Genomic DNA, 19,861 nt, shown 5'->3' on the forward strand with positions numbered 1-19,861 from the left:
AACGCATTGCAGGGGAACAGCATGACAAGCCATCACGACGATCTGGAAACCCGTAGCGCGGATGAACGAGGGGCAGCCCTTGCGCGTGATCTGCCCGCCGTGCTGACCCGCGCCAAGATGGCCCCGGCTTTGGCCCGACTGTTGCGTGACGTGGACCCGGATCAGATCACCACCCGCGCGGCATTGGCCAGCCTGCCCGTGATCCGCAAGGCGGAACTGTCTGATGCACAAAAGAAATCGCCGCCCTTTGGGGGATTTGCCACGCGTAAGGCGGCAGAGTTCGATCACATTTTCCAGTCGCCCGGCCCGATCTATGAACCGGGTCGCCGTGAAGGTGACTGGTGGCGGCTTGGCCGGTTTCTGCATGCTGCCGGTGTCGGGCGCGGCGACATCGTTCACAACTGTTTTGGCTATCACCTGACCCCGGCGGGGATGATGTTCGAATCGGGGGCGCGGGCAGTTGACGCTGCTGTTTTTCCGGCCGGAACCGGGCAGACCGAATTGCAGGTGCGGGCTGCTGTTGACATAGGCACCACAGTGTATGCCGGCACACCGGATTATCTGAAGATTATTTTAGATAAAGCCGATGAAATGGGTGAAAAACTGTCTTTCGCTCGCGCAACGGTATCGGGCGGCGCGCTGTTCCCGTCGCTACGTCAATCCTATGCGGATCGGGGAATCATCACCCGGCAATGTTATGCTACCGCCGATCTGGGGCTGCTGGCCTATGAATCCGATGCGATTGACGGAATGATCGTGGATGAAGGGGTGATTGTCGAAATCGTCCGCCCCGGCACCGGCGATCCCGTCCCCGAAGGCGAAGTCGGCGAGGTTGTGGTCACGACGATGAACCCCGATTACCCGCTGATCCGATTCGCGACGGGCGATCTGTCGGCGGTTTTGCCGGGGCAAAGCGCTTGCGGTCGCACCAATATGCGAATCAAGGGCTGGATGGGCCGGGCCGATCAGACGACCAAGATCAAGGGCATGTTCGTGCGCCCCGAGCAGGTCGCCGCGCTGATTGCCCGGCACCCCGAAATCACCCGCGCCCGCGTCATCGCTACCCGCGAGGGCGAGATGGACAGCATGACAGTGCGTATCGAAGCGCCTGATTCTGTGGGTGAATTTTATACGGCTTCGGTTGTGGATGTGCTGAAGCTGAAAGGCCGGGTCGAGGTTGTTCCCCCCGGTAGCCTGCCCAATGACGGGCTGGTGATCGAGGATCAGCGCAAATACGACTGACACAGAATAGGGCGCATTTGAGACGTTAACTTGTTTTGAAGGGCCTCCTGATAAATTTTCTACCCTTGAGTAACTGAAACTTGGGGGTGGCATCATGGCCGCTGATAAAGGCAGGGGATCTGCCCCGATCATTATCAAACGTGTGCAAGGCGGCGAGGCGGGCCATCATGGCGGCGCGTGGAAGGTGGCCTATGCGGATTTTGTGACCGCGATGATGGCGTTTTTTCTGTTGATGTGGCTGCTGAATGCAACCACAGAAAAACAGCGTCGCGGTCTGGCCGATTATTTCGATCCGACGATCATGCAAACCCAGACCGGGGCAGGTGATTCGGCCGAGGATGGTCAGGGTCAGGCCGAGAAAATGACCGGCGATGCCGCTCAGTTTCAGGAAATGGTCAAACAGATTCAGGATGCGCTGACCGGGTCCGGGGCCGAATCAATGCAGCACACCAATGCACTGCGCCACGTCGTCACACGGCTGACGGACGAAGGGCTGGTCATCGAACTGTCTGATCTGACCGATGAGCCACTGTTCGTCGAGGATACGGCGCAGCCGAATCAGGTCACGCGGGAACTGGCAGATATTCTCGCGCGTGTGCTGGGCAGGGTGCGCAATGATCTGGCGATTTCCGGCCATGTGCGTGCCTATCCGGCGATGATGTCGCAATCTCCGGTCTGGCCATTGTCCGATGCCCGCGCCCACACTGTGCGCAACCTGATGGAGCAGGCGAATCTGGATGGTCAGCGTATTCAGCGCGTGACCGGCTGGGCTGATCGCAAGAACCGTTCGGCCAACCCGATGGACCCGGCCAACAACCGGATTGAGGTGATTTTACTCAGATAGGTGCCAAAACCTGCCGCGCGTTAGGCGAATTTTAAGCCGTCTCGTCCATGCTCCGGTTCAAAGGCTCCAACGTAAGGATAGCAGCTTCATGACGATGTCTTCAGCCCTCAGCGCAGGTGTTTCGGGTCTTTCGGCCAATGCCATGCGTCTGGCGACGATTTCCGACAATATCGCCAATTCCTCGACTTATGGCTACAAGCGGGTCGAAACTGAATTTGATGCCATGGTCTTGGTGAAAGGCACTTCGACCGGGGTTTATGCTGCGGGGGGGGTGCGGGCCACCTCGCATCGGATCATCGAACAAAATGGCTCATTGATCGGCACGTCCAATCCGCTGGATATTGCAATCTCTGGTCGGGGTATGCTGCCTGTCACGACTGCTGTTGCGTTGGACAATAAAATGGCCGATCTGCCCATGCTGATGACCCGCACTGGTAGCTTCCGTCCTGATGCGAATGGCATTCTCAGAACCGAATCAGGGCTGGTTCTGATGGGCTGGCCAGCCAACAGCGATGGTTCGATTCCGCTGAAACCGCGCGACACAATTACCGGTTTGCAGCCGATCAAGATCGACAAGAATCAGACAGCCAGCGATCCGACTCGCAACATCTTTCTTAACATGAATTTGCCTGCGTCAGAAACGCGGGATACCGCCTCGGGCGAACCGATCAATATGAGTATTGAATATTTTGGCAATCTTGGCACGTCGGAAACACTGACACTCAGCTTTACCCCGACGATTCCTGATGACCCTGGTCTGTCCAATACCTGGCTGGTCGAGATTCGTGATTCTGCGGGTAACCCGCCCGAAGACGTGATCGAGACGCTTCAGATTGTCTTTGACGATGCTGCTGGCACTGCCGGAACGATTAAAGAGGTGAGGGACAATAACGGGAATGCGCACGGTAATTACGACCCAGACACCGGCAGGCTGAATTTTGACGTGGCGGGCGGTCCTATGTCGCTGGAAATCGGCAAAATTAACGGAGTAAACGGGATGCGGCAGCTGTCAAGCAGCTTTGCCACAACCAATGTGACCAAGGATGGCTCGCCGGTGGGGAACCTCGCTTCGGTGGAAATCGATCCAAACGGCCTGATACGCGCAACCTATGATACCGGCTTCATCAAAGTTCTTTATCAGGTTCCGCTGGCTGATGTGGCAAACCCAAACGGCTTGATTGCCCTTGATGACCAGACCTTCAAGATCTCGCCGACTTCCGGTTCGTTCTTCCTATGGGATGCGGGTGATGGCCCGACCGGCGAAGTTGTCGGTTATGCTCGCGAGGAATCAACCACCGATGTTGCCGATGAACTGACCAGTCTGATCGTGACGCAACGGGCCTATTCGTCGAATGCCAAGGTGATTCAGACGGTGGATGAGATGCTTCAGGAAACCACCAACATCAAGCGTTGATGACCTGCTCCGGGCGTCCGCTGAAAGGAAGAAAGCATGAACCTTACAAGAGCCTTATCCAACGCGGTGACCGGCCTTCAGGCCAGCGGTCGCGGCACCGAAACAGTGTCGTCGAACCTCGCCAATATCATGACGCCGGGCTATGCCCGGCGCGAGATGGCGGTGTCGTCTCAGTCGTGGTCCGGGGGTGTCGGCGGCGTTCATGTGAATGGTATCAACCGGATCGTTAACGATACTTTGGTTGCTGAAAACCGTTCTGCCAGCGGTGCCAAACAAGGGACGATGATTCAGTCCCAATTCCTGACATCAATGGAGAAACTGGTTGGAACTCCGGGCGAGACGGGTTCCCTTTCATCTGCTCTAAGCGGCTTTCAGACCGCACTGACATCTGCGGCTTCTCGCCCGGATGATGATGTTCGTCTGACACAGGTCGTGTCTGCTGCGACGACATTGGCACGACAACTGAACGCCATTGGTGATGGCATTCAGGCTGCCCGCGCTGCTGCGGATCAACAGATTGCTGCCGATGTCGCTAATTTGAACGCCGATTTGGAGCGGGTGGCCGAACTGAACCGCCGTATTTCCACAGTAGGGAGCAGCGGTGCCGAAACTCTGTCAATGGAGGATGAGCGTCAGACCATCATTGACCGCATTTCGGCCATTATTCCGGTTCAACAGGTCGAGCGTCCCGGAAATAAACTGGCTCTTTTCGCAACGGGTGGAGCTATCCTTCTGGATGGAAGCAAACCTGCGCATTTTGAGTTTACGGCAGCCGGTCAAATCTCGGCCGATATGACGGTGGATGGCGGGCAGCTTGGAGTGCTGTCGGTGGACGGCCACCAGATTTCTTCAGCCAGAATGACAATGCTGGGCGGCGGCACACTGATTGCTTCTTTCTCGGTGCGAGACGAATTAGCGCCGCAATTGCAGCGTGAAATCGACGCAATCGCGCTGGATTTGCATGATCGGCTGGCCAGCAAGGTTGTTGATCCTACGCTTGACAATAATCCCGGATTTTTTACGGATAACGGCGAGGCTGCGTCTCTGGCTTCGATTGGTGGCCTGTCGTCACGTATCCGCATCAATCCTGCAATCAACCCTGCTAATGGTGGGGAGGTGTGGAAGGTTCGTGACGGTCTTGGTGCCACCGCGCCGGGTAGTGTGGGTGATGGCCGTCTGCTGGATCGGATCAGTACCGCGCTGACGGAACCGAAAACAATGTCGGATGCCGCGACTTTTGCAGGGCAAGGCGGTCTGGATGATTTCTCAGGCCAGTTTTCGTCCCGCTTGGGAACACGCCGTATCGCGGCGGATGCAGAACTGGCAGTCAGAAATGCGCGATCAACCACACTGTCCATGCGGTTGATGGCTGATGGCGTGGATAGTGACGCTGAAATGCGTCGGCTTCTACAATATGAACATGCCTATTCTGCCAATGCCAAAGTCATCCAGACCATCGATGATATGCTGAAAACCCTGCTGAGTATCTGATATGAGCATCAATTCTATCGGCGATAATGCCCGCGCCTATGCATTGCAAAACGCAACAAACCGGTTGAAGTCAACGATTGACGTTCTTTCATCAGAATTGAACAGTGGGAAAGTGGCCGATATTACCCAGCGCGTGCGTAGCAACCTTCAACCTCTTCATCACATCGAAAGCCGAGCTGATATATTGCAGCAGTTCAAGCTGAACTCTGCTGAAATCACTGCGCAGGTTGATATTATGCAAGCCGTATTGGGTGATGTGCATTCTAAAGTGGAAAAGTTAGGGGTGTCGCTGATGGCAGTGGTGGTTGCGGACTCGCCCCAGGTTGTTTCCACTCATTCTCACGAAGCCTCGCAGGCATTCCAGTCGGCTATTGCCCAACTTAATACGAGTGTTGCGGGGGTTCATATCTTCAGTGGTATCGAAACGGATCATGCGCCTCTGGTGTCGGCCGACCGTATTCTTGCCGAGATTGAGGTGGTTGTTTCTGGTGCCACCTCTGCTGCAGAGGTGAATGCACTTTTGGATGACTGGTTCTCAGCCCCGGCTGGGGAGGATGGTTTTCTGGACTTTGCCTATTCCGGGTCGCAAGGCGCCTCGCGGCAAGTTCGGGTGTCAGAATATGATAAAGCCGTAGTTGATATTGACGCAAGCCACCCGGCGCTGCGTGATACACTTAAGTTCATGGCGCTGGGGGCGCTTGTCAATCGTGGCGTTCTTTCCGAATCGCCATCGGATCAGCGGGAAATACTCCGCCTCTCTGGTGCTGGACTGCTGAACAACGGTGCTGATGTCGTTGGGCTGCGCAGTAAATTGGGGCTGACCCAGCAACAAATAGAAACGACGTATACACAAAATGCCAGTGCATTGGCCACATACGAAATTGCGCGCAATGATATAATTTCTGCTGACCCATTTGCGACCTCTACTGCTTTGATGGAGGCTCAGACTCAATTGGAAACCCTTTACACGCTGACCTCGCGCCTGTCGAACCTCAAGCTTGTGGATTACCTGCGGTGAAAAAACTGATTGCGCTTCTTGCTGTTGTCTTGCTTCCTGCTTTTGCTTCGGCCGCTCCGGTTCGGATCAAGGATCTTGCGAACTTTGATGGCGTTCGCGGCAATGATTTAGTTGGTTATGGCCTTGTTGTGGGGCTTGATGGAACTGGCGACAGTTTTCGAAATGCCCCATTTGCCGAAGATATACTGGCTGGCCTGTTAGAGAGGCTTGGGGTAAATGTCTCTGATGATGCTTTGCGTTCCAAAAATGTTGCTGCTGTTATTGTGACGGCGGATTTGCCGCCTTTTGCCCGCGCTGGCAGTCGTGTGGATGTGAATGTTGCCACGATTGGCGATGCAAAAAGTCTGCTGGGTGGAACGCTGGTGATGACGCCCCTTAAGGCGGCGGATGGAAATATCTATGCTGTCGCGCAGGGGTCGATTATTTCGGGTGGCGTTGCTGCTTCGGGGCAGGCTGCCCGTGTCGTTGAAGGAGTGCCGACTGCTGGTACAATTCCGGTTGGCGCGCGGGTGGAGCGAGAGGTGGATTTCAATTTCTCAGAAATTCAGGATATTCGAATTGCGTTACGGAATGCAGATTTTACGACGGCGGTTCTGATCGAGGATGCGATCAACAAAGATTTTGGAAACCGTATTGCGCGCACTGATGATAGCGGCACAGTCTCTGTTGACTTCCAACGGCTTGGCGCAGTCAATCCCGCGCGTGTTCTTGCGCGAATTGAAAATCTCACCGTTGAGCCACAGGATAAAGCTAAGGTTGTCATTGACCACAGGTCGGGAACCATTGTTATGGGGAATAATGTGCGTATCTCGCGCGTGGCCGTGTCGCAGGGTAATTTGACGCTCAAAGTGGCAGAAACGCCAGTCGTATCGCAACCGAACCCGTTTGCTGCCGGCCAGACCGTAGTGGTCCCGCGGACGAATGTCGAACTTACCAATGAACCCGGAATTGGCTTTGCTGAAGTGTCTGGCGAAACCTCCCTTTCCGAAGTGGTTGCAGGGCTGAATGCACTTGGCGTTCGTCCGCGAGAAATGATTGATATTCTCAAGTCAATCCATGGTGCTGGTGCGTTACATGCTGAATTGTTGGTTCAATAAGGGCGAAGATACTATTGCCCCTCAATTTGCCGCCGCCCCAGAAGACGTAGAACAATATTGCGTCCTGCACGCAGCACCGGATAGGCCAGCCATGCGCGCCTTGGTGTGGCAAAAAACCAGGGCAGAACCTTCCATGGTCCGCGGGGTGGCGATAGGGCCAACAGCAGTGCCATAGCATCGGCCCCGAACAATACTCTGCCATTGTGACGCACGGCCATCCCTTGGTTCAGGTCCAGTCCGGCGCCGATTTCGGTAACGCGCGGATCGGTGCCGCGTGCGTCGATCAGCGCCACTTCGCCAAGGCGGCGCAATGCCACAACACGGGTGAAATCGGTGCAAAAAGGGCACTCACCATCATAGACAATCTCGATCAATGCAGTTTTTTGGGTCATGACCGGAATAACGTGTCACGACCGCCGTAATTCCACCAGCACAAAGAATGGAGGACATAATGAAGCGCCTGTCACAACCTGTGTCGATCCAGTCACTGGCTGCGTTCAGGTTTTTCTTTGGCGCTTTGTTGGTCTGGGATTGCTGGCGGTTCATCCATCATGACCGGATCAGCCGCTACTGGGTCGAACCCGAAATCCTGTTCCCCTATCCCGGATTCGGCTGGCTCAAGCCTTTGCCTGAACCCTATATCCACTGGTTGTGGCTTGCCATGGGCGCGGCGGCGTTGTGCGTGATGGTGGGGTTGTTTTATCGCGTTGCAATCGTCATTTTGGTGGCGGTGTTCGCCTATTTCTTCTTGCTCGACCGGGCCGAATACCTGAATCACTTCTACCTTGTGATCTTGTTCGGCATCCTGCTGATCTTCATGCCCGCATCTCGCGGCTATTCTCTGGACGCCATGCTCCGGCCTCGACAGCGGGGCGAGACAGTCGCCTATGCCGCGCCGTTTATGCTTAAGGCGCAGATGGAAATCATGCTGGTCTATGCCGGGTTGGTCAAGCTGACGCCCGACTGGCTGGCCGGGCAACCGCTGGAAATCTGGCTGCGAGAGGTTGCTGATCCCGGCCCGTTCGGTTTCCTGTTTCAGTATGATGTCTTCTTTCCAATCATCAGCTGGATGGTGATCGCCCTGCATGTTTTGGGGGCACCATTGCTGCTGTGGGAGCGAACCCGATTGGCCGTGTTTCTGATCTATTGCGTTTTCCACATCTCGAACAGTTTTTACTTTAATATCGGTATTTTTCCTTGGATGACCATCGCGGCATCGACCATCTTCTTTGCCTCGGACTGGCCGCAACGCCTGGCGCGCTGGCTGCTGGCGTGGTTTCAGCCGCTGCCGCCGATGCCTGTGCTCGGGCCGCAACCGGCTCGCCCGCTGCCTGCCGCGCTGTTGATCGCGATGGGGGCATGGCTGACGGTGCAGGTTGCTTTGCCGGTGCGCGGGGTTCTTTTCCCTGACAGTGAAATTCGCTGGTCGGGTGAAGGTCATCGCTTCAGTTGGCGGATGCGTATTTATGACCGCGAGGCATTTGGCACGTTCTTTGTTACGGCCCCCGGTGCTGGCGGGGCCGAGCAGGTCTGGGTGGTTGACCCTACCGACCACCTCAGCCCGCGGCAGGCAGACAAGATGCTGGTGCGGGCCGACCTGATCCACGCTTTTGCGCTGGCACTGAAGGACAAGTGGGCCAAGGCCGGTCATGGCGACGTCGCGGTTTTTGCCGATGTGCAGAAATCCCTGAACGGCCGCCCGTTTCAGACCTTCATCGACCCGACCGTTGATCTGACTCAAGTGCGCCCCCACCCCTTGCGCAGTAACGAATGGGTGCGTCCGCTGGAAATCGCGACATGGGGGGCCAGCAACGGTCATGGCGGCTGACCGGTCATGTCTTTTGGTTGCAAATATCCCACGGGATGGAGCGAATCAGAAAAAGGTCCAGTGGACCGTTCACTGCGGAACCGAGGTGTGCCCCGGCTTTGAGCAGCGCATCAACGTCGCGCTAAACCTGCCAGCGCAGGAAATTCGCAATGATCTGCAAGCCGACGCCTTGTGATTTCTCGGGGTGGAACTGCGTGCCCACGATATTGTCACGCCCGACCACTGCCGTCACGGCCCCGCCGTAATCCGCCGTTGCCAGTAAATGTGCCGGATCGGCTACCCGAAACTGCCAGCTATGCACGAAATAGGCGTGATCGCCGGTCGCGATGCCATCCAGAACCGGATGCGGGTGTAGCACGGCCAGATCGTTCCAGCCCATATGCGGCACCTTCAGGTCCGGCGCGTCAATGGCGACGATCTCCCCTCCGATCCAGCCAAGGCCGCGGGTCTCGCGGTATTCATGCCCGACATCGGCCAGCATCTGCATTCCCACGCAGATCCCCAAAAACGGCACGCCGCCACGGATCACCCGTTCATGCAGCGCCTCGACCATGCCGGGCACGGCATCCAGCGCGGCGCGACAGGCCGGAAAGGCACCGTCGCCCGGCAGAATGATACGGTCGGCGCGGCGCACCACATCGGGATCAGAGGTGACAATCACCTCGGCCCCGGCGTCGCGCCCCATCAATTGCACCGCTTTTTCGGCCGAATGCAGGTTGCCGCTGTCATAATCGACCAGCGCCACCCGCATCACAGCGCCCCCTTGGTCGAGGGCAGGGCGTCGTTGCGCGGGTCAGGCTCGACCGCTTCGCGCAGGGCGCGGGCGACGGCCTTGAAGGCGGCCTCGGCGATGTGGTGCGAATTGAACCCGTGCAGCCGGTCCACATGCAGGGTGATCCCGCCATGCGTGGACAGCGCCTGAAAAAACTCGCGCACCAGTTCGACGTCAAAGCTGCCGATCTTGTGCGTCGGGAAATCCACATTCCACACCAGATAGGGCCGCCCCGACAGGTCCAGCGCCGCCCGAACCAGCGTGTCATCCATCGCCAGATGAAACGCGCCATAGCGGCGGATACCCTTTTTGTCGCCCAAAGCCCGCGCCAAAGCCTGACCGAGCGCGATGCCGGTATCCTCGACGGTGTGGTGGTCGTCGATGTGCAGATCGCCGTCCGCCCGCACAGTCAGGTCGATCAGCGAATGCCGCGACAGCTGATCCAGCATATGGTCAAAAAAACCGATGCCCGTCTGATTGTCATAAACCCCGGTGCCGTCGAGGTTTACCGTAACCTCGATCCGGGTCTCGGCGGTGCTGCGGGAAATGGTCGCTGTGCGCATCCGTTCATCCTTTATCTCTGCCCGTTCTTTAGCCCGGCAGACCCCGCGCGCCAAGATCAAGCGCGGATTCGTCGCATCTGTCTTGGCTCTGGTCGGTTCTGGTGGACAATGCCGGGGTGGCCGCCCTCATATTTCTGTGATACGCCCCGGCGCTTCTGTGGCCAAGGCCGCCGTCCGACCGACCGATCACAGCAACTGCGCGAAAGGAAAGAGGATGCCAGATCCAAAAAAGCCCCGTTCGGCCCGTAAGGGCCACCCCGGAGACAGCAGGTATGAACGGCCGATCCTCGGCGGCCACCCCGAGTTGCTTCCCGAGGATGATGGGGTCGAACCGATTCCCCAACCGGAAGGCCCGACCGAGATTATCGACACCGATTACACCATCGGTCAGGACAATATCGAAAAACGCGATGCCGCGATTCCCTTTGATATTCATAATCCGGTCTTTGGCGTTTCGGCACTGGCCATCGTTGTTTTTACCATTCTGACGCTGATGTTTCCCGCGCAGGCCGAGCCGCTGTTTGCTGGAATACGGAACTGGCTGACTGGCAATCTGGATTGGTTCTTTCTGCTTTCCGGCAATATTTTCGTTATTGTCTGCCTGTATCTGGTGCTGTCGCCCCTGGGCAGTATCCGCCTTGGGGGGCCAGAGGCGACGCCCGATTTTTCGCTGGGCGCGTGGTTCTCGATGCTGTTCGCCGCCGGCATGGGCATCGGCCTGATGTTCTATGGCGTCTCTGAACCGATGAGTCATTTCGAAGCAGCCTTTGCCGGGCCATCCTATGAAAACGGCGTGCGCACGGATTGGGCGCCGCTGGGTGGGGCGGAAGGTGATGAAATGGGCGCGCGGCGTCTGGGTATGGCCGCGACCATCTATCACTGGGCGCTGCACCCTTGGGCGATCTATGCCGTTGTTGCGCTGGCGCTTGGTATTTTTAGCTATAACAAGGGCTTGCCGCTGACGATGCGCAGTGTGTTCTACCCGATCTTTGGCGACCGCATCTGGGGGTGGCCGGGGCATGTCATCGACATTCTGGCGGTCTTTGCCACGATCTTCGGTCTGGCCACCTCATTGGGCTTTGGGGCCGAACAGGCCACGGCAGGACTGAATTTCCTGTTCGGCTGGTCGGATTCAACCACCGCCAAGGTGATCCTGATCGTTGTCATCACACTGATCGCGACGATCTCGGTCATCACCGGGGTGGAAAAAGGCGTCAAACTGCTGTCCGAATTCAACATGGCGCTGGCGGTGCTGCTGTTGTGCTTTGTGATTTTCGCCGGTCAGACCATGACGATCCTCACCGGGTTCTTTGGCAATCTGGGGGCCTATGCGCGCGAGATTATCCCGCTGTCCAACCCGTTCGGTCGTGATGACAACAACTTCCGTGAAGGCTGGACGGCCTTTTACTGGGCATGGTGGATCAGTTGGTCACCGTTCGTGGGCATGTTTATCGCGCGGGTGTCGCGCGGTCGCACGGTGCGGCAATTGCTGGTCGCGGTGCTGATCGTGCCGTCGCTGGTCTGCGTGCTGTGGATGACGGCCATGGGCGGCACCGCCATCACGCAGACGCTGGCCGGATTTACCGGCATCAGCGAGGCCAGGCTTGAACTCAAGCTGTTCCAGATGCTGTCGCAATTGCCGATGACGCAGATCACCAGTCTGGTCGGCATCATTCTGGTGCTGGTGTTCTTCATCACCTCGTCCGATTCCGGCTCGCTGGTGATCGACACCATTGCCGCAGGCGGCAAGATCAACTCGCCCATTCCCCAGCGGGTGTTCTGGTGTTCGCTGGAAGGTCTGGTTGCCATCGCGCTGATGGTCGGTGGCGGGCTGGGGGCCTTGCAGGCGATGGCTGTGTCCACCGGGCTGCCCTTTACCATCGTGCTGCTGGGCGCTGTCTGGGCGATCATCAAGGGCCTTCATGGCGAGCGGCGTGAACTTGCCTGAGACCTGCCGGGCGGGCGCAGATATTGCGCCTGTCCTTGCCAGCACGGGGTTTGAGTGTCAAAACCCGTTCTGACACGACAAAGGACAAGCGGATGAGCGACATAGCCACAGCCGAACGCCGTCTCAGTGCGGCGCTGGACCGGATCGACTATCTGCTGGAAACTGGCCGCCTGCGACAAATCCCCGCCGCGCCCGCCTCTGATTCCGATCTGGCTGCCCGGCTGGATGCGGCACTGGCGGAAAATGAACGGCTGTCGCAGGAACTGGCCGTAGCGCAGAACCATGCGCCCGCAGCCGATACGGCCAACCGTCTGCAGGAGGCCATCGAAGAAATCGCCCGCCTTGCCCTTGCCAACGAAGAATTAAGCAACGCCAACCGCGCCTTGATCGAGGCGCAGCCGGGCGAAAACAGCGATCAGGCCAGCATTGCCGCGCTTGAGGCCGAAATTCAGGCCCTGCGCGCCGCGCGCGAGGCCGAGATCGCACAACTGGGCGACATCATGGCCGAACTGGAACGCCTGATGGGCGTCAAAAACGGCGAAAGGGGCTGATTATGGCAGAGGTCACATTCACCATCGGTCAGCGCGATTACACCCTGTCGGCGCAGGACGGCGAAGAAAAACTGCTGCGCCGCGCCGCTGCGATGCTGGATACCGAGGCGCAGCAGATCTTGTCGCAGGCGGGCCGGATGCCCGAACCGCGCCTGCTGCTGCTGGCCGGTCTGATGCTGGCCGACCGCACCGCACAATTCGAGGATCGCGCTGACAAGGCTGAACGGGAACTGAACCGGCTCAAAGCGCACCCGGAGCGGGTCGAAATCCCCGTTATCCCCGCCGATCTGCACGAGGCGATGAACGAACTCGCCGCCCGCGCCGAAGCCCTGGCTGACCGCATCGAAGACGACGCCTCCTGAACCGCAGGCGTCTTTCGTTCATAAATATCCCCGCCGGAGGCTCCGGCAGGGGCGTCTAAGCCATCGCCCGCAATTGAGAAAGCGCACCGTTCAACCGGGCCAGATCATCTTCCAGCGCGGCCAGTTTGGCGCGGGTTTCCTCGATCACCTCGGCATCGGCATTCTCGACGAATTTCGGGTTCGACAAACGCCCGCGCAATCCGCCTGCGTCTTTCTCTGCCCTGGCCGCCGCTTTTTCCAGTCGCGCGGTTTCCACATCCACGTCGATCAGATCGCCAATCGGCAGCGCGAACGAAGCCCCCGGCGCGGCTACCGCGATCATCCCCTTGCCAGCCGCGCCGTCAGCGGGCGGATTAACCCGCGCCAGCCGTTCGATCAGCGCAGCGTTCCCGGCCAGTGCGGCGCGGGCGGCATCGTCGGCCTGCGTCACGATCAGGTCCAGTTTCGCCCCTGCGGGAACGCCCATCTGCGCACGCGCAGACCGCACGCTTTCGATCAGCGAAATCACCCAGTTCATCTGCCGGTCGGCATTGGCGTCGATCAGTTCCGCGCCATATTCCGGCCAGTCGCCATGCACCAGCATCCCCGCGCGATCCCCGGTCAGCGACCACAGCTCTTCGGTCACAAACGGCATGATCGGGTGCAGCAGGGTAAAGCACTGATCCAGCACCCAGCCCATCGTGGCGCGGGTTTCATCGGCATATTCGCCATCGAACAAGGGCTTGGCGAACTCGACATACCAGTCGCAGACCTTGCCCCAGACAAAGGCATAAAGCCCGGTCGCCGCATCATTGAAGCGATAGCCTGCCAGCGCCTCGTCCGTCGCCATGCGAATCCGCGCGACCTCGCCGATGATCCAGCGGTTCACCGTATGCGCAGGCTCGGGCCGCGCACCGCCGCCGCGCACGCCGTTCATCTCGGCAAAGCGGGTGGCGTTCCAGATCTTGGTGACAAAGTTGCGGTTCGCCTCGACATGTTTCGGCCCCAGTTTGGGGTCGCGGCCCATCGCGGCCATGCTGGTCAGGGTAAAGCGCAGCGCATCGGCGCCGAAATCGTCGATCAAGGTCAAGGGGTCGATGACGTTGCCCTTGGACTTGGACATCTTCGCGCCCTTTTCGTCGCGCACCAGCCCGTGGACATAGACCGTGCGGAACGGCACATCGCCCGCAACCTCTAGCTGCATCATCATCATGCGGGCGACCCAGAAGAAGATGATGTCAAAGCCGGTGACCAGCACATCGGTCGGGTAATATCGCTGTAATTCCGGGGTGTTTTCCGGCCAGCCAAGCGTGCCAAGCGGCCACAGCCCCGAGGAAAACCACGTGTCCAGCACGTCGGGGTCGCGCCAGACCGGATAGATCAGATGCGTGGGGTCTTGGCTCAGGTTATAATCGGCCAGCGCGTGGGCCAGCGTTTCGATGGCCGCGTCACGGTCTGCGACCTCAACCACGCGGCTGACTTCCAAGGGCTGCGGCAGGCCGGCGATGGCATCGCGGAACGGCTCGATCACGTCATTGAAATGCGGTGCGGCGCGATGGATTTCGCCCGCGTGAACCATGCCTTCGGCCAGCAGGCGGAACAGCTCGACCTCATCTAAAGCACCGTCGCCTTCGTCATCGGTAAAGCCGTCCAGCCCCAGATCCAGCCCATACCACACCGGGATCTGATGCCCCCACCACAGCTGGCGGGAAATCGTCCAAGGCTCGATATTTTCCAGCCAGTTGAAATAGACCTTTTTGTGCTGTTCCGGCAAAATCTCGGTGCGGCCGTCGCGGACGGCCTCCAGCGCGGGGCCGACGATGCGGGCGGTATCCACGAACCACTGATCGGTCAGCATCGGTTCGATCACCACGCCGGAACGGTCGCCAAAGGGCTGCATGATCGCTTTGGCATCGACCAGCGGGCGGCGCTCAAGGTGTTCGGCGCCGGTTTCCTTGTCGATGCTCTTGTGCAGGAAGGTGACGGCCAGCCCTTCGCGGGTGATCTCGTCCACCACCACGGCGCGCGCGTCGAAACGATCCAGCCCGCGCAGTTCTTCCGGAACAAGGTTCACGTTCGACACATCGCCCACATCCTCGCCGCGCGCCGCGCGGGTGGCGATCTCGGCGCTTTCCGCATAGCTCAGCCCATCGGCGCGCATCGCGCCCTTGGTGTCCATCAGCGCATAGAGCGGAATCCCGTTCCGCATCGCCACGCCGTAGTCGTTGAAATCATGCGCGCCGGTGATTTTCACCGCGCCGGACCCGAAATCGGGATCGGGATATTCGTCGGTGATGATCGGGATCAGCCGGCGGTGTTCCTTCGGCCCAACCGGGATTTCCACCAGCTTGCCCACAATCGGCGCGTAACGCGCATCATCCGGGTGAACCGCCACCGCGCCGTCGCCCAGCATGGTTTCGGGCCGCGTCGTGGCGATGCTGATGTAATCGCGCGTCTCGCGCAGGGTCACATTGCCGTCTGCGTCGCGTTCCACATATTCATAGGTTTCGCCACCCGCCAGCGGGTATTTGAAATGCCACATATGGCCGGGCGTTTCGCGGTTTTCGACCTCAAGATCGGAAATCGCGGTTTCAAAATGCGGGTCCCAGTTCACCAGCCGCTTGCCGCGATAGATGATGCCTTTGTTGTAAAGGTCCACGAAAACCCGGATTACCGCGTCGTGGAAATTGCCCTGTTCCCCATCAGGCGCGCCCGGCGCGCCCGACATGGTAAAGGCATTGCGGGACCAGTCGCAGGACGCCCCCAGCCGTTTCAGCTGATTGATGATCGTGCCGCCGGATTCCTGCTTCCACGCCCAGACTTTTTGCAAAAACGCTTCGCGCCCGATGTCGCGGCGGCCCGGCTGACCGGCTTGGGCCATCTGCCGTTCCACCACCATCTGCGTCGCAATTCCCGCATGGTCCTGACCCGGTTGCCACAGCGTGTCAAAGCCGCGCATCCGGTGCCAGCGCACCAGAATATCTTGCAGCGTGTTGTTCAGCGCGTGGCCGATGTGCAGGCTGCCGGTGACGTTCGGCGGCGGGATCATCACGGTAAAGGTCTCGGCCCGCCGCGCGTTAGCCCCGGCGGCAAAGGCCCCGCTGCGTTCCCATTCGGCGGCGATCCGCTGTTCCGCCGTCCCGGCGTTAAAGCTTTTGTCCATGCTCATCGGTCATCCCCTTGCTTGGCCTTTGGATTAACGGCTGGCGCGGGGAAGGCCAAGGGTGATCCGTCATCGCCGGTGGCGGCTGACCCGGTAATGCCCGTGCCAGATCAGGCCAAAGCGCCGCGCGGCCTGCGAAACGCCCGCCCGTTCAAAGGCCCAGATCCATTGCGCAACGCCCCGCTTGCTGTTTGCCCAAATGCGCAGCTTTGGATGCAAGGCTGCCCCAATCAGCGAGGCCCGACCACGGCAAACCATGCGCCCTGCGGGTCTTGTGTGATGGCGATCCAGGCGCCGCCGGGCACTTCGGTCGGGCCATGATGAATGCTGCCGCCTGCCGATTTGATCCGTTCGATGGCGGATTCGGTGCTGTCCACGCCGAAATAGGGCAGCCAGTGCGACACCGGCGCATCCCCCAGCCCCATAATCGCGCCGATGTCGGCCCCGTTGCGGCGGATAAGCTGATAGGTGCCCATCTCGCCCATGTCCATCGCATCGCCCTTGGTCCAGCCGAAATGGCGGGCATAAAAGGCCAGACCAGCCTCGGGGTCGCTGGTCATCAACTCGTTCCAGTTCCCGTGGCCGGGTTTCGACTGATCGAAGGGGGCGTTGGCTTGGGCCTGGGCGATTTCGGCTGCGGTCATCTGCGACATGTCCGCCTGTAAAATGCCAAAGCGCGCGCCCTGCGGATCGGCGATGAGGGCATAAAGGCCGGTTCCGGGCACCTCGGTCGGGCCGGACAGGATCTTTGCCCCGTCCTGATGCATGGCCGCGCAGCTTGCGGCGCAGTCATCGACGGCGAAACAGATCAGCCAGTGCGGCGGCTGATCGCCAGCTGTCGCTGTCAGGCCCGCGACCATCGCATCGCCCATCCCGGCCAGCGTATAATCAAAGCCGGGCATTCCGGCATCGGCGGTTTGCCAGCCCAGAACCGTCGCATAGAAACGGCCGGCCTCGGGTGGGTTGCTGGTATTCAGCTCATACCAGCAGGGATTGCCTTGATCGCTCATGCTTGGTCCTTTCAGGTATTTTGGTTGTCAGACAGAGGCGAGCAGCCGCCCGAGATCATACCGTCATTTTCTGCCGATTGTGGTGGGCCACAGTAATTCCCCAAATATGAGTGTGACCGTTGTAGTATTAAAAAGCAACTGATAGTTATAAAACATGACTGAAATGGCAAAGCTCCGCTATGATGAAGGCTGTCTGGCCGCCCATGCGTTGAACCTGATCGGGGATCGCTGGGCGTTGCTGGTGGTGCGCGAACTGATGTTCGCGCCCAAGCGATTTCAGATGATCCGCGCGGGCCTGCCGGGTGTGTCGGCGGCGATCCTGACCGGGCGGCTGCGGCAACTGGCCGGGGCAGGGGTGGTGACGCATGACGCCGCCTTGGGTCTGTATGGGCTGAGCGATGCGGGTCGGGCGCTGATGCCGGTGCTGCAAAGCCTGTGCCATTGGGGCGTGACGCAGCCGGGACATGACCACACGCGCTTTATCAGCCCCTCTGCGCTGATGATTTCCATGACGGCGATGCTGGATGCGCGTGCCGCAGCGGGGCGGCATTTCGATGCGGGCTTTGATCTGGGGGCAGAGCGGTTCCTGTGGCGGCTGAGCGATGGCCGCGCGCAGGTTCAGGCTGTGGCGTTGCCCAAGGGTGATTTTACCCTGTCCGGCGATGGCAATACGCTGGCGGTGGCGATTTACGGGCCGGTGCCGCTGCGCGATCTGGTCGCGGCAGGGGGGATCGGGGTTGAGGGGAATGTCACTGCGGCGCAGCGGTTCGTTTCGCTGTTTTCGCTGCGCGCGCCCGAACAGGGTATTTAGACAGGCAGGAAACCCGCTGGCTCAGGTCGCCCGGTCCAGCTTGGTTGACAGATGGATCAGGCTTTCAGACGAGCGAACCCCCTCGATCCCGCCGATCCGGTCCAGCACGTCATCCAGTTCCGCAGTCGAGGCACAGGCCAGTTGCAGCAGCAGATCAACCCGCCCGCTGGTCGAATGGATGCCCTCTACCTGAGCGATCACGCGCAGCCGGGTCAGCACGGCGGGCAGGGTGCGCGGTTCGATCGCGATCAGGACGGTGGTGCGGATGTGACCGGCGCGCGCGGCTTCGCCAAGGCGCAGGGTATAGCCGGCGATGGTGCCATTGGATTCCAGCCGTTCCAGCCGGGCCTGAACCGTGGACCGCGCCACGCGCAGCTTGCGCGCCAGCACCGCGACGGAAATGCGGGCGTCCTGCGACAGATGTGTCAGGATGCGGCGGTCAAGATCGTCCATGATGGCTCCATTTTGACGGAATTTCTGGCGGAATGACAAGGTTTTCAGATAAAATCACGCTTTTCAATGATGAAATCAAACGTCATATGGCGCATCTTTCTGGCTTTGGAACATGGGAAGGGCCAAGCATGGGACAGAACAAGACCGTCTGGGATAACCCCGCTGACCTGATCCGGCACATGCAGCCGGAAAATCCGGTCATGGCCTTTGCGCCGACCTTGCTGCAAGACAAGGCGCGGCAGTTCCTTGCCGGTTTTCCGGGGCTTGTGACCTATGCTGTCAAATCCAACCCCGAGGAAGTGGTGATCCAGAATCTGGTCGCCGCCGGGCTGCGCGGCTTTGATGTGGCATCACCTGCGGAAATCGACCTGATCGGGCGGTTGGCGCCGGGCGCGGCGCGGCATTACCACAACCCGGTGCGTTCGGCTGCGGAAATCGCTCATGCGGTTCAGGCGGGCATTCTGGCATGGTCGGTGGACAGCCGGTCGGAACTGGACAAGCTGTTCGCGCAGGTGCCGGTTGCGGTGGATGGGGCGGGTGTGGAAATCTCGCCCCGCTTCAAGCTGCCGGTGCTGGGGGCCGCCTATGATTTCGGTTCGAAGTTCGGGGCGACGCCGGATCTGGCGGCCGAACTGCTGCGCGCGGTGGCGGATCGCGGCTATACGCCGTCGCTGACCTTCCACCCCGGCACACAATGCGTCGATCCCGGCGCGTGGGAAAGCTATATCCGCGTGGCGGGTGAAATCTGCGATACGGCGGGGGTGCGGGCCGTGCGGCTGAACGTCGGTGGCGGTTTCCCGTCCTATCGCGTGCATGGGGTCGAACCGGACCTTGAGGCGATCTTTGACCGCATCGGCTCTGTTACCGCCGAGGTGTTTGGTCCTGACGCTCCGCAACTGGTGTGCGAGCCGGGCCGCGCCCTGTGTGGCGATGCCTTTTCTCTGATTGCCCGCGTCAAGGCGGTGCGCGACGGCACCAGCGTGTTTCTGAACGATGGCGTTTACGGCGGGCTGACCGAACTGCCCATCGTCGGCAATCTGGACCGGATCGAGGTGCTGACCCCCGACGGCACCCCGCGCGGGGCCGAGGCGCATGGCCGGGTGATTTTCGGCCCGACCTGCGATTCGGTGGACCGCCTGCCCGGCGAGTTGAGCCTGCCGAACGATATTGCCGAAGGGGATTACGTCATTTTTCACGGTGCGGGTGCCTATTCGACGGTGACGAACACGCGTTTCAACGGCTTTGGCCTGATGACCCACGCTACCGTGATGTCACTGGGCTAACCCTTTCGTAACCAGGCTGTGCTAGCGTGGGC

Annotated in this window: 18 protein-coding genes; 12 read left to right on the forward strand and 6 right to left on the reverse strand. The window is 59.6% G+C overall.

Going from position 1 to position 19,861, the window contains the following annotated elements; translation table 11 throughout:
• The first annotated feature begins 21 nt into the window (after positions 1–21).
• The 6 genes from Q4G22_RS10040 to Q4G22_RS10065 all read left to right on the forward strand — a co-directional run bounded on the left by Q4G22_RS10040 (position 22) and on the right by Q4G22_RS10065 (position 7,106).
• The gene (locus Q4G22_RS10040) at positions 22–1,242 is read left to right on the forward strand and encodes a phenylacetate--CoA ligase family protein (RefSeq protein WP_303385771.1); all 1,221 of its coding nucleotides are present in this window, start codon (positions 22–24) and stop codon (positions 1,240–1,242) included.
• 94 nt (positions 1,243–1,336) lie between these two features.
• The gene (locus Q4G22_RS10045) at positions 1,337–2,086 is read left to right on the forward strand and encodes a flagellar motor protein MotB (RefSeq protein ID WP_303385772.1); all 750 of its coding nucleotides are present in this window, start codon (positions 1,337–1,339) and stop codon (positions 2,084–2,086) included.
• A gap of 88 nt (positions 2,087–2,174) precedes the next feature.
• A complete protein-coding gene (locus Q4G22_RS10050; RefSeq protein ID WP_303385773.1) occupies positions 2,175–3,500 on the forward strand; it encodes a flagellar hook protein FlgE in 1,326 nt (441 codons plus the stop codon).
• Positions 3,501–3,536: 36 nt separating this feature from the next.
• Positions 3,537–4,991 carry a flagellar hook-associated protein FlgK gene (gene flgK, locus Q4G22_RS10055; RefSeq protein ID WP_303385774.1) on the forward strand — a complete coding sequence of 485 codons (1,455 nt, stop codon included), beginning with the start codon at positions 3,537–3,539 and terminating at the stop codon, positions 4,989–4,991.
• A gap of 1 nt (position 4,992) precedes the next feature.
• Complete coding sequence (locus Q4G22_RS10060) at positions 4,993–6,009, forward strand: flagellin (protein ID WP_303385775.1); 1,017 nt, start codon at positions 4,993–4,995, stop codon at positions 6,007–6,009.
• Positions 6,010–6,014: 5 nt separating this feature from the next.
• Entirely contained in the window at positions 6,015–7,106 is a 1,092-nt protein-coding gene (locus Q4G22_RS10065) for a flagellar basal body P-ring protein FlgI (protein ID WP_303385838.1), read from the forward strand.
• An 11-nt stretch (positions 7,107–7,117) separates the two neighbouring features.
• Here Q4G22_RS10065 and Q4G22_RS10070 read toward each other — a convergent pair whose 3' ends face one another.
• On the reverse strand, positions 7,118–7,498 hold the full coding sequence (locus Q4G22_RS10070; protein WP_303385776.1) for a DCC1-like thiol-disulfide oxidoreductase family protein: 381 nt from the start codon (positions 7,496–7,498) through the stop codon (positions 7,118–7,120).
• A 59-nt stretch (positions 7,499–7,557) separates the two neighbouring features.
• On the opposite strand from Q4G22_RS10070, the gene Q4G22_RS10075 reads away from it, so the two are divergent.
• Entirely contained in the window at positions 7,558–8,934 is a 1,377-nt protein-coding gene (locus Q4G22_RS10075; protein ID WP_303385777.1) for an HTTM domain-containing protein, read from the forward strand.
• Between the two features lie 121 nt (positions 8,935–9,055).
• Here the strand turns inward: Q4G22_RS10075 and hisH are convergent, their stop codons facing one another.
• Both hisH and hisB read right to left on the reverse strand, forming a co-directional pair.
• A complete protein-coding gene (hisH, locus tag Q4G22_RS10080; RefSeq protein ID WP_303385778.1) occupies positions 9,056–9,685 on the reverse strand; it encodes an imidazole glycerol phosphate synthase subunit HisH in 630 nt (209 codons plus the stop codon).
• The gene (gene hisB, locus Q4G22_RS10085) at positions 9,685–10,269 is read right to left on the reverse strand and encodes an imidazoleglycerol-phosphate dehydratase HisB (RefSeq protein WP_303385779.1); all 585 of its coding nucleotides are present in this window, start codon (positions 10,267–10,269) and stop codon (positions 9,685–9,687) included. The genes hisH and hisB overlap by 1 nt, the downstream gene beginning before the upstream one ends.
• Positions 10,270–10,483: 214 nt before the next feature.
• Between hisB and Q4G22_RS10090 the strand changes: the two genes are divergently transcribed.
• The 3 genes from Q4G22_RS10090 to Q4G22_RS10100 all read left to right on the forward strand — a co-directional run bounded on the left by Q4G22_RS10090 (position 10,484) and on the right by Q4G22_RS10100 (position 13,130).
• On the forward strand, positions 10,484–12,217 hold the full coding sequence (locus Q4G22_RS10090; protein WP_303385780.1) for a BCCT family transporter: 1,734 nt from the start codon (positions 10,484–10,486) through the stop codon (positions 12,215–12,217).
• A 92-nt stretch (positions 12,218–12,309) separates the two neighbouring features.
• Positions 12,310–12,768 (forward strand): hypothetical protein, encoded by a 459-nt coding sequence (locus Q4G22_RS10095; protein ID WP_303385781.1) that lies wholly within the window; start codon positions 12,310–12,312, stop codon positions 12,766–12,768.
• Positions 12,769–12,770: 2 nt separating this feature from the next.
• Entirely contained in the window at positions 12,771–13,130 is a 360-nt protein-coding gene (locus Q4G22_RS10100; RefSeq protein ID WP_303385782.1) for a cell division protein ZapA, read from the forward strand.
• Between the two features lie 55 nt (positions 13,131–13,185).
• Here the strand turns inward: Q4G22_RS10100 and Q4G22_RS10105 are convergent, their stop codons facing one another.
• Both Q4G22_RS10105 and Q4G22_RS10110 read right to left on the reverse strand, forming a co-directional pair.
• Positions 13,186–16,278 (reverse strand): valine--tRNA ligase, encoded by a 3,093-nt coding sequence (locus Q4G22_RS10105; RefSeq protein ID WP_303385783.1) that lies wholly within the window; start codon positions 16,276–16,278, stop codon positions 13,186–13,188.
• Positions 16,279–16,502: 224 nt separating this feature from the next.
• On the reverse strand, positions 16,503–17,282 hold the full coding sequence (locus Q4G22_RS10110) for a VOC family protein (RefSeq protein WP_303385784.1): 780 nt from the start codon (positions 17,280–17,282) through the stop codon (positions 16,503–16,505).
• A gap of 154 nt (positions 17,283–17,436) precedes the next feature.
• Here Q4G22_RS10110 and Q4G22_RS10115 point away from each other — a divergent pair, with 154 nt between their 5' ends.
• Positions 17,437–18,093 (forward strand): helix-turn-helix domain-containing protein, encoded by a 657-nt coding sequence (locus Q4G22_RS10115; RefSeq protein WP_303385785.1) that lies wholly within the window; start codon positions 17,437–17,439, stop codon positions 18,091–18,093.
• Positions 18,094–18,114: 21 nt separating this feature from the next.
• On the opposite strand, the gene Q4G22_RS10120 is transcribed toward Q4G22_RS10115, so the two are convergent.
• Complete coding sequence (locus Q4G22_RS10120) at positions 18,115–18,546, reverse strand: Lrp/AsnC family transcriptional regulator (RefSeq protein ID WP_303385786.1); 432 nt, start codon at positions 18,544–18,546, stop codon at positions 18,115–18,117.
• 128 nt (positions 18,547–18,674) lie between these two features.
• Here Q4G22_RS10120 and Q4G22_RS10125 point away from each other — a divergent pair, with 128 nt between their 5' ends.
• Complete coding sequence (locus Q4G22_RS10125; RefSeq protein WP_303385787.1) at positions 18,675–19,829, forward strand: type III PLP-dependent enzyme; 1,155 nt, start codon at positions 18,675–18,677, stop codon at positions 19,827–19,829.
• Positions 19,830–19,861 lie beyond the last annotated feature (32 nt).

The sequence above is a fragment of the Paracoccus sp. (in: a-proteobacteria) genome, assembly GCF_030538655.1.
Classification (GTDB): Bacteria; Pseudomonadota; Alphaproteobacteria; order Rhodobacterales; family Rhodobacteraceae; genus Paracoccus.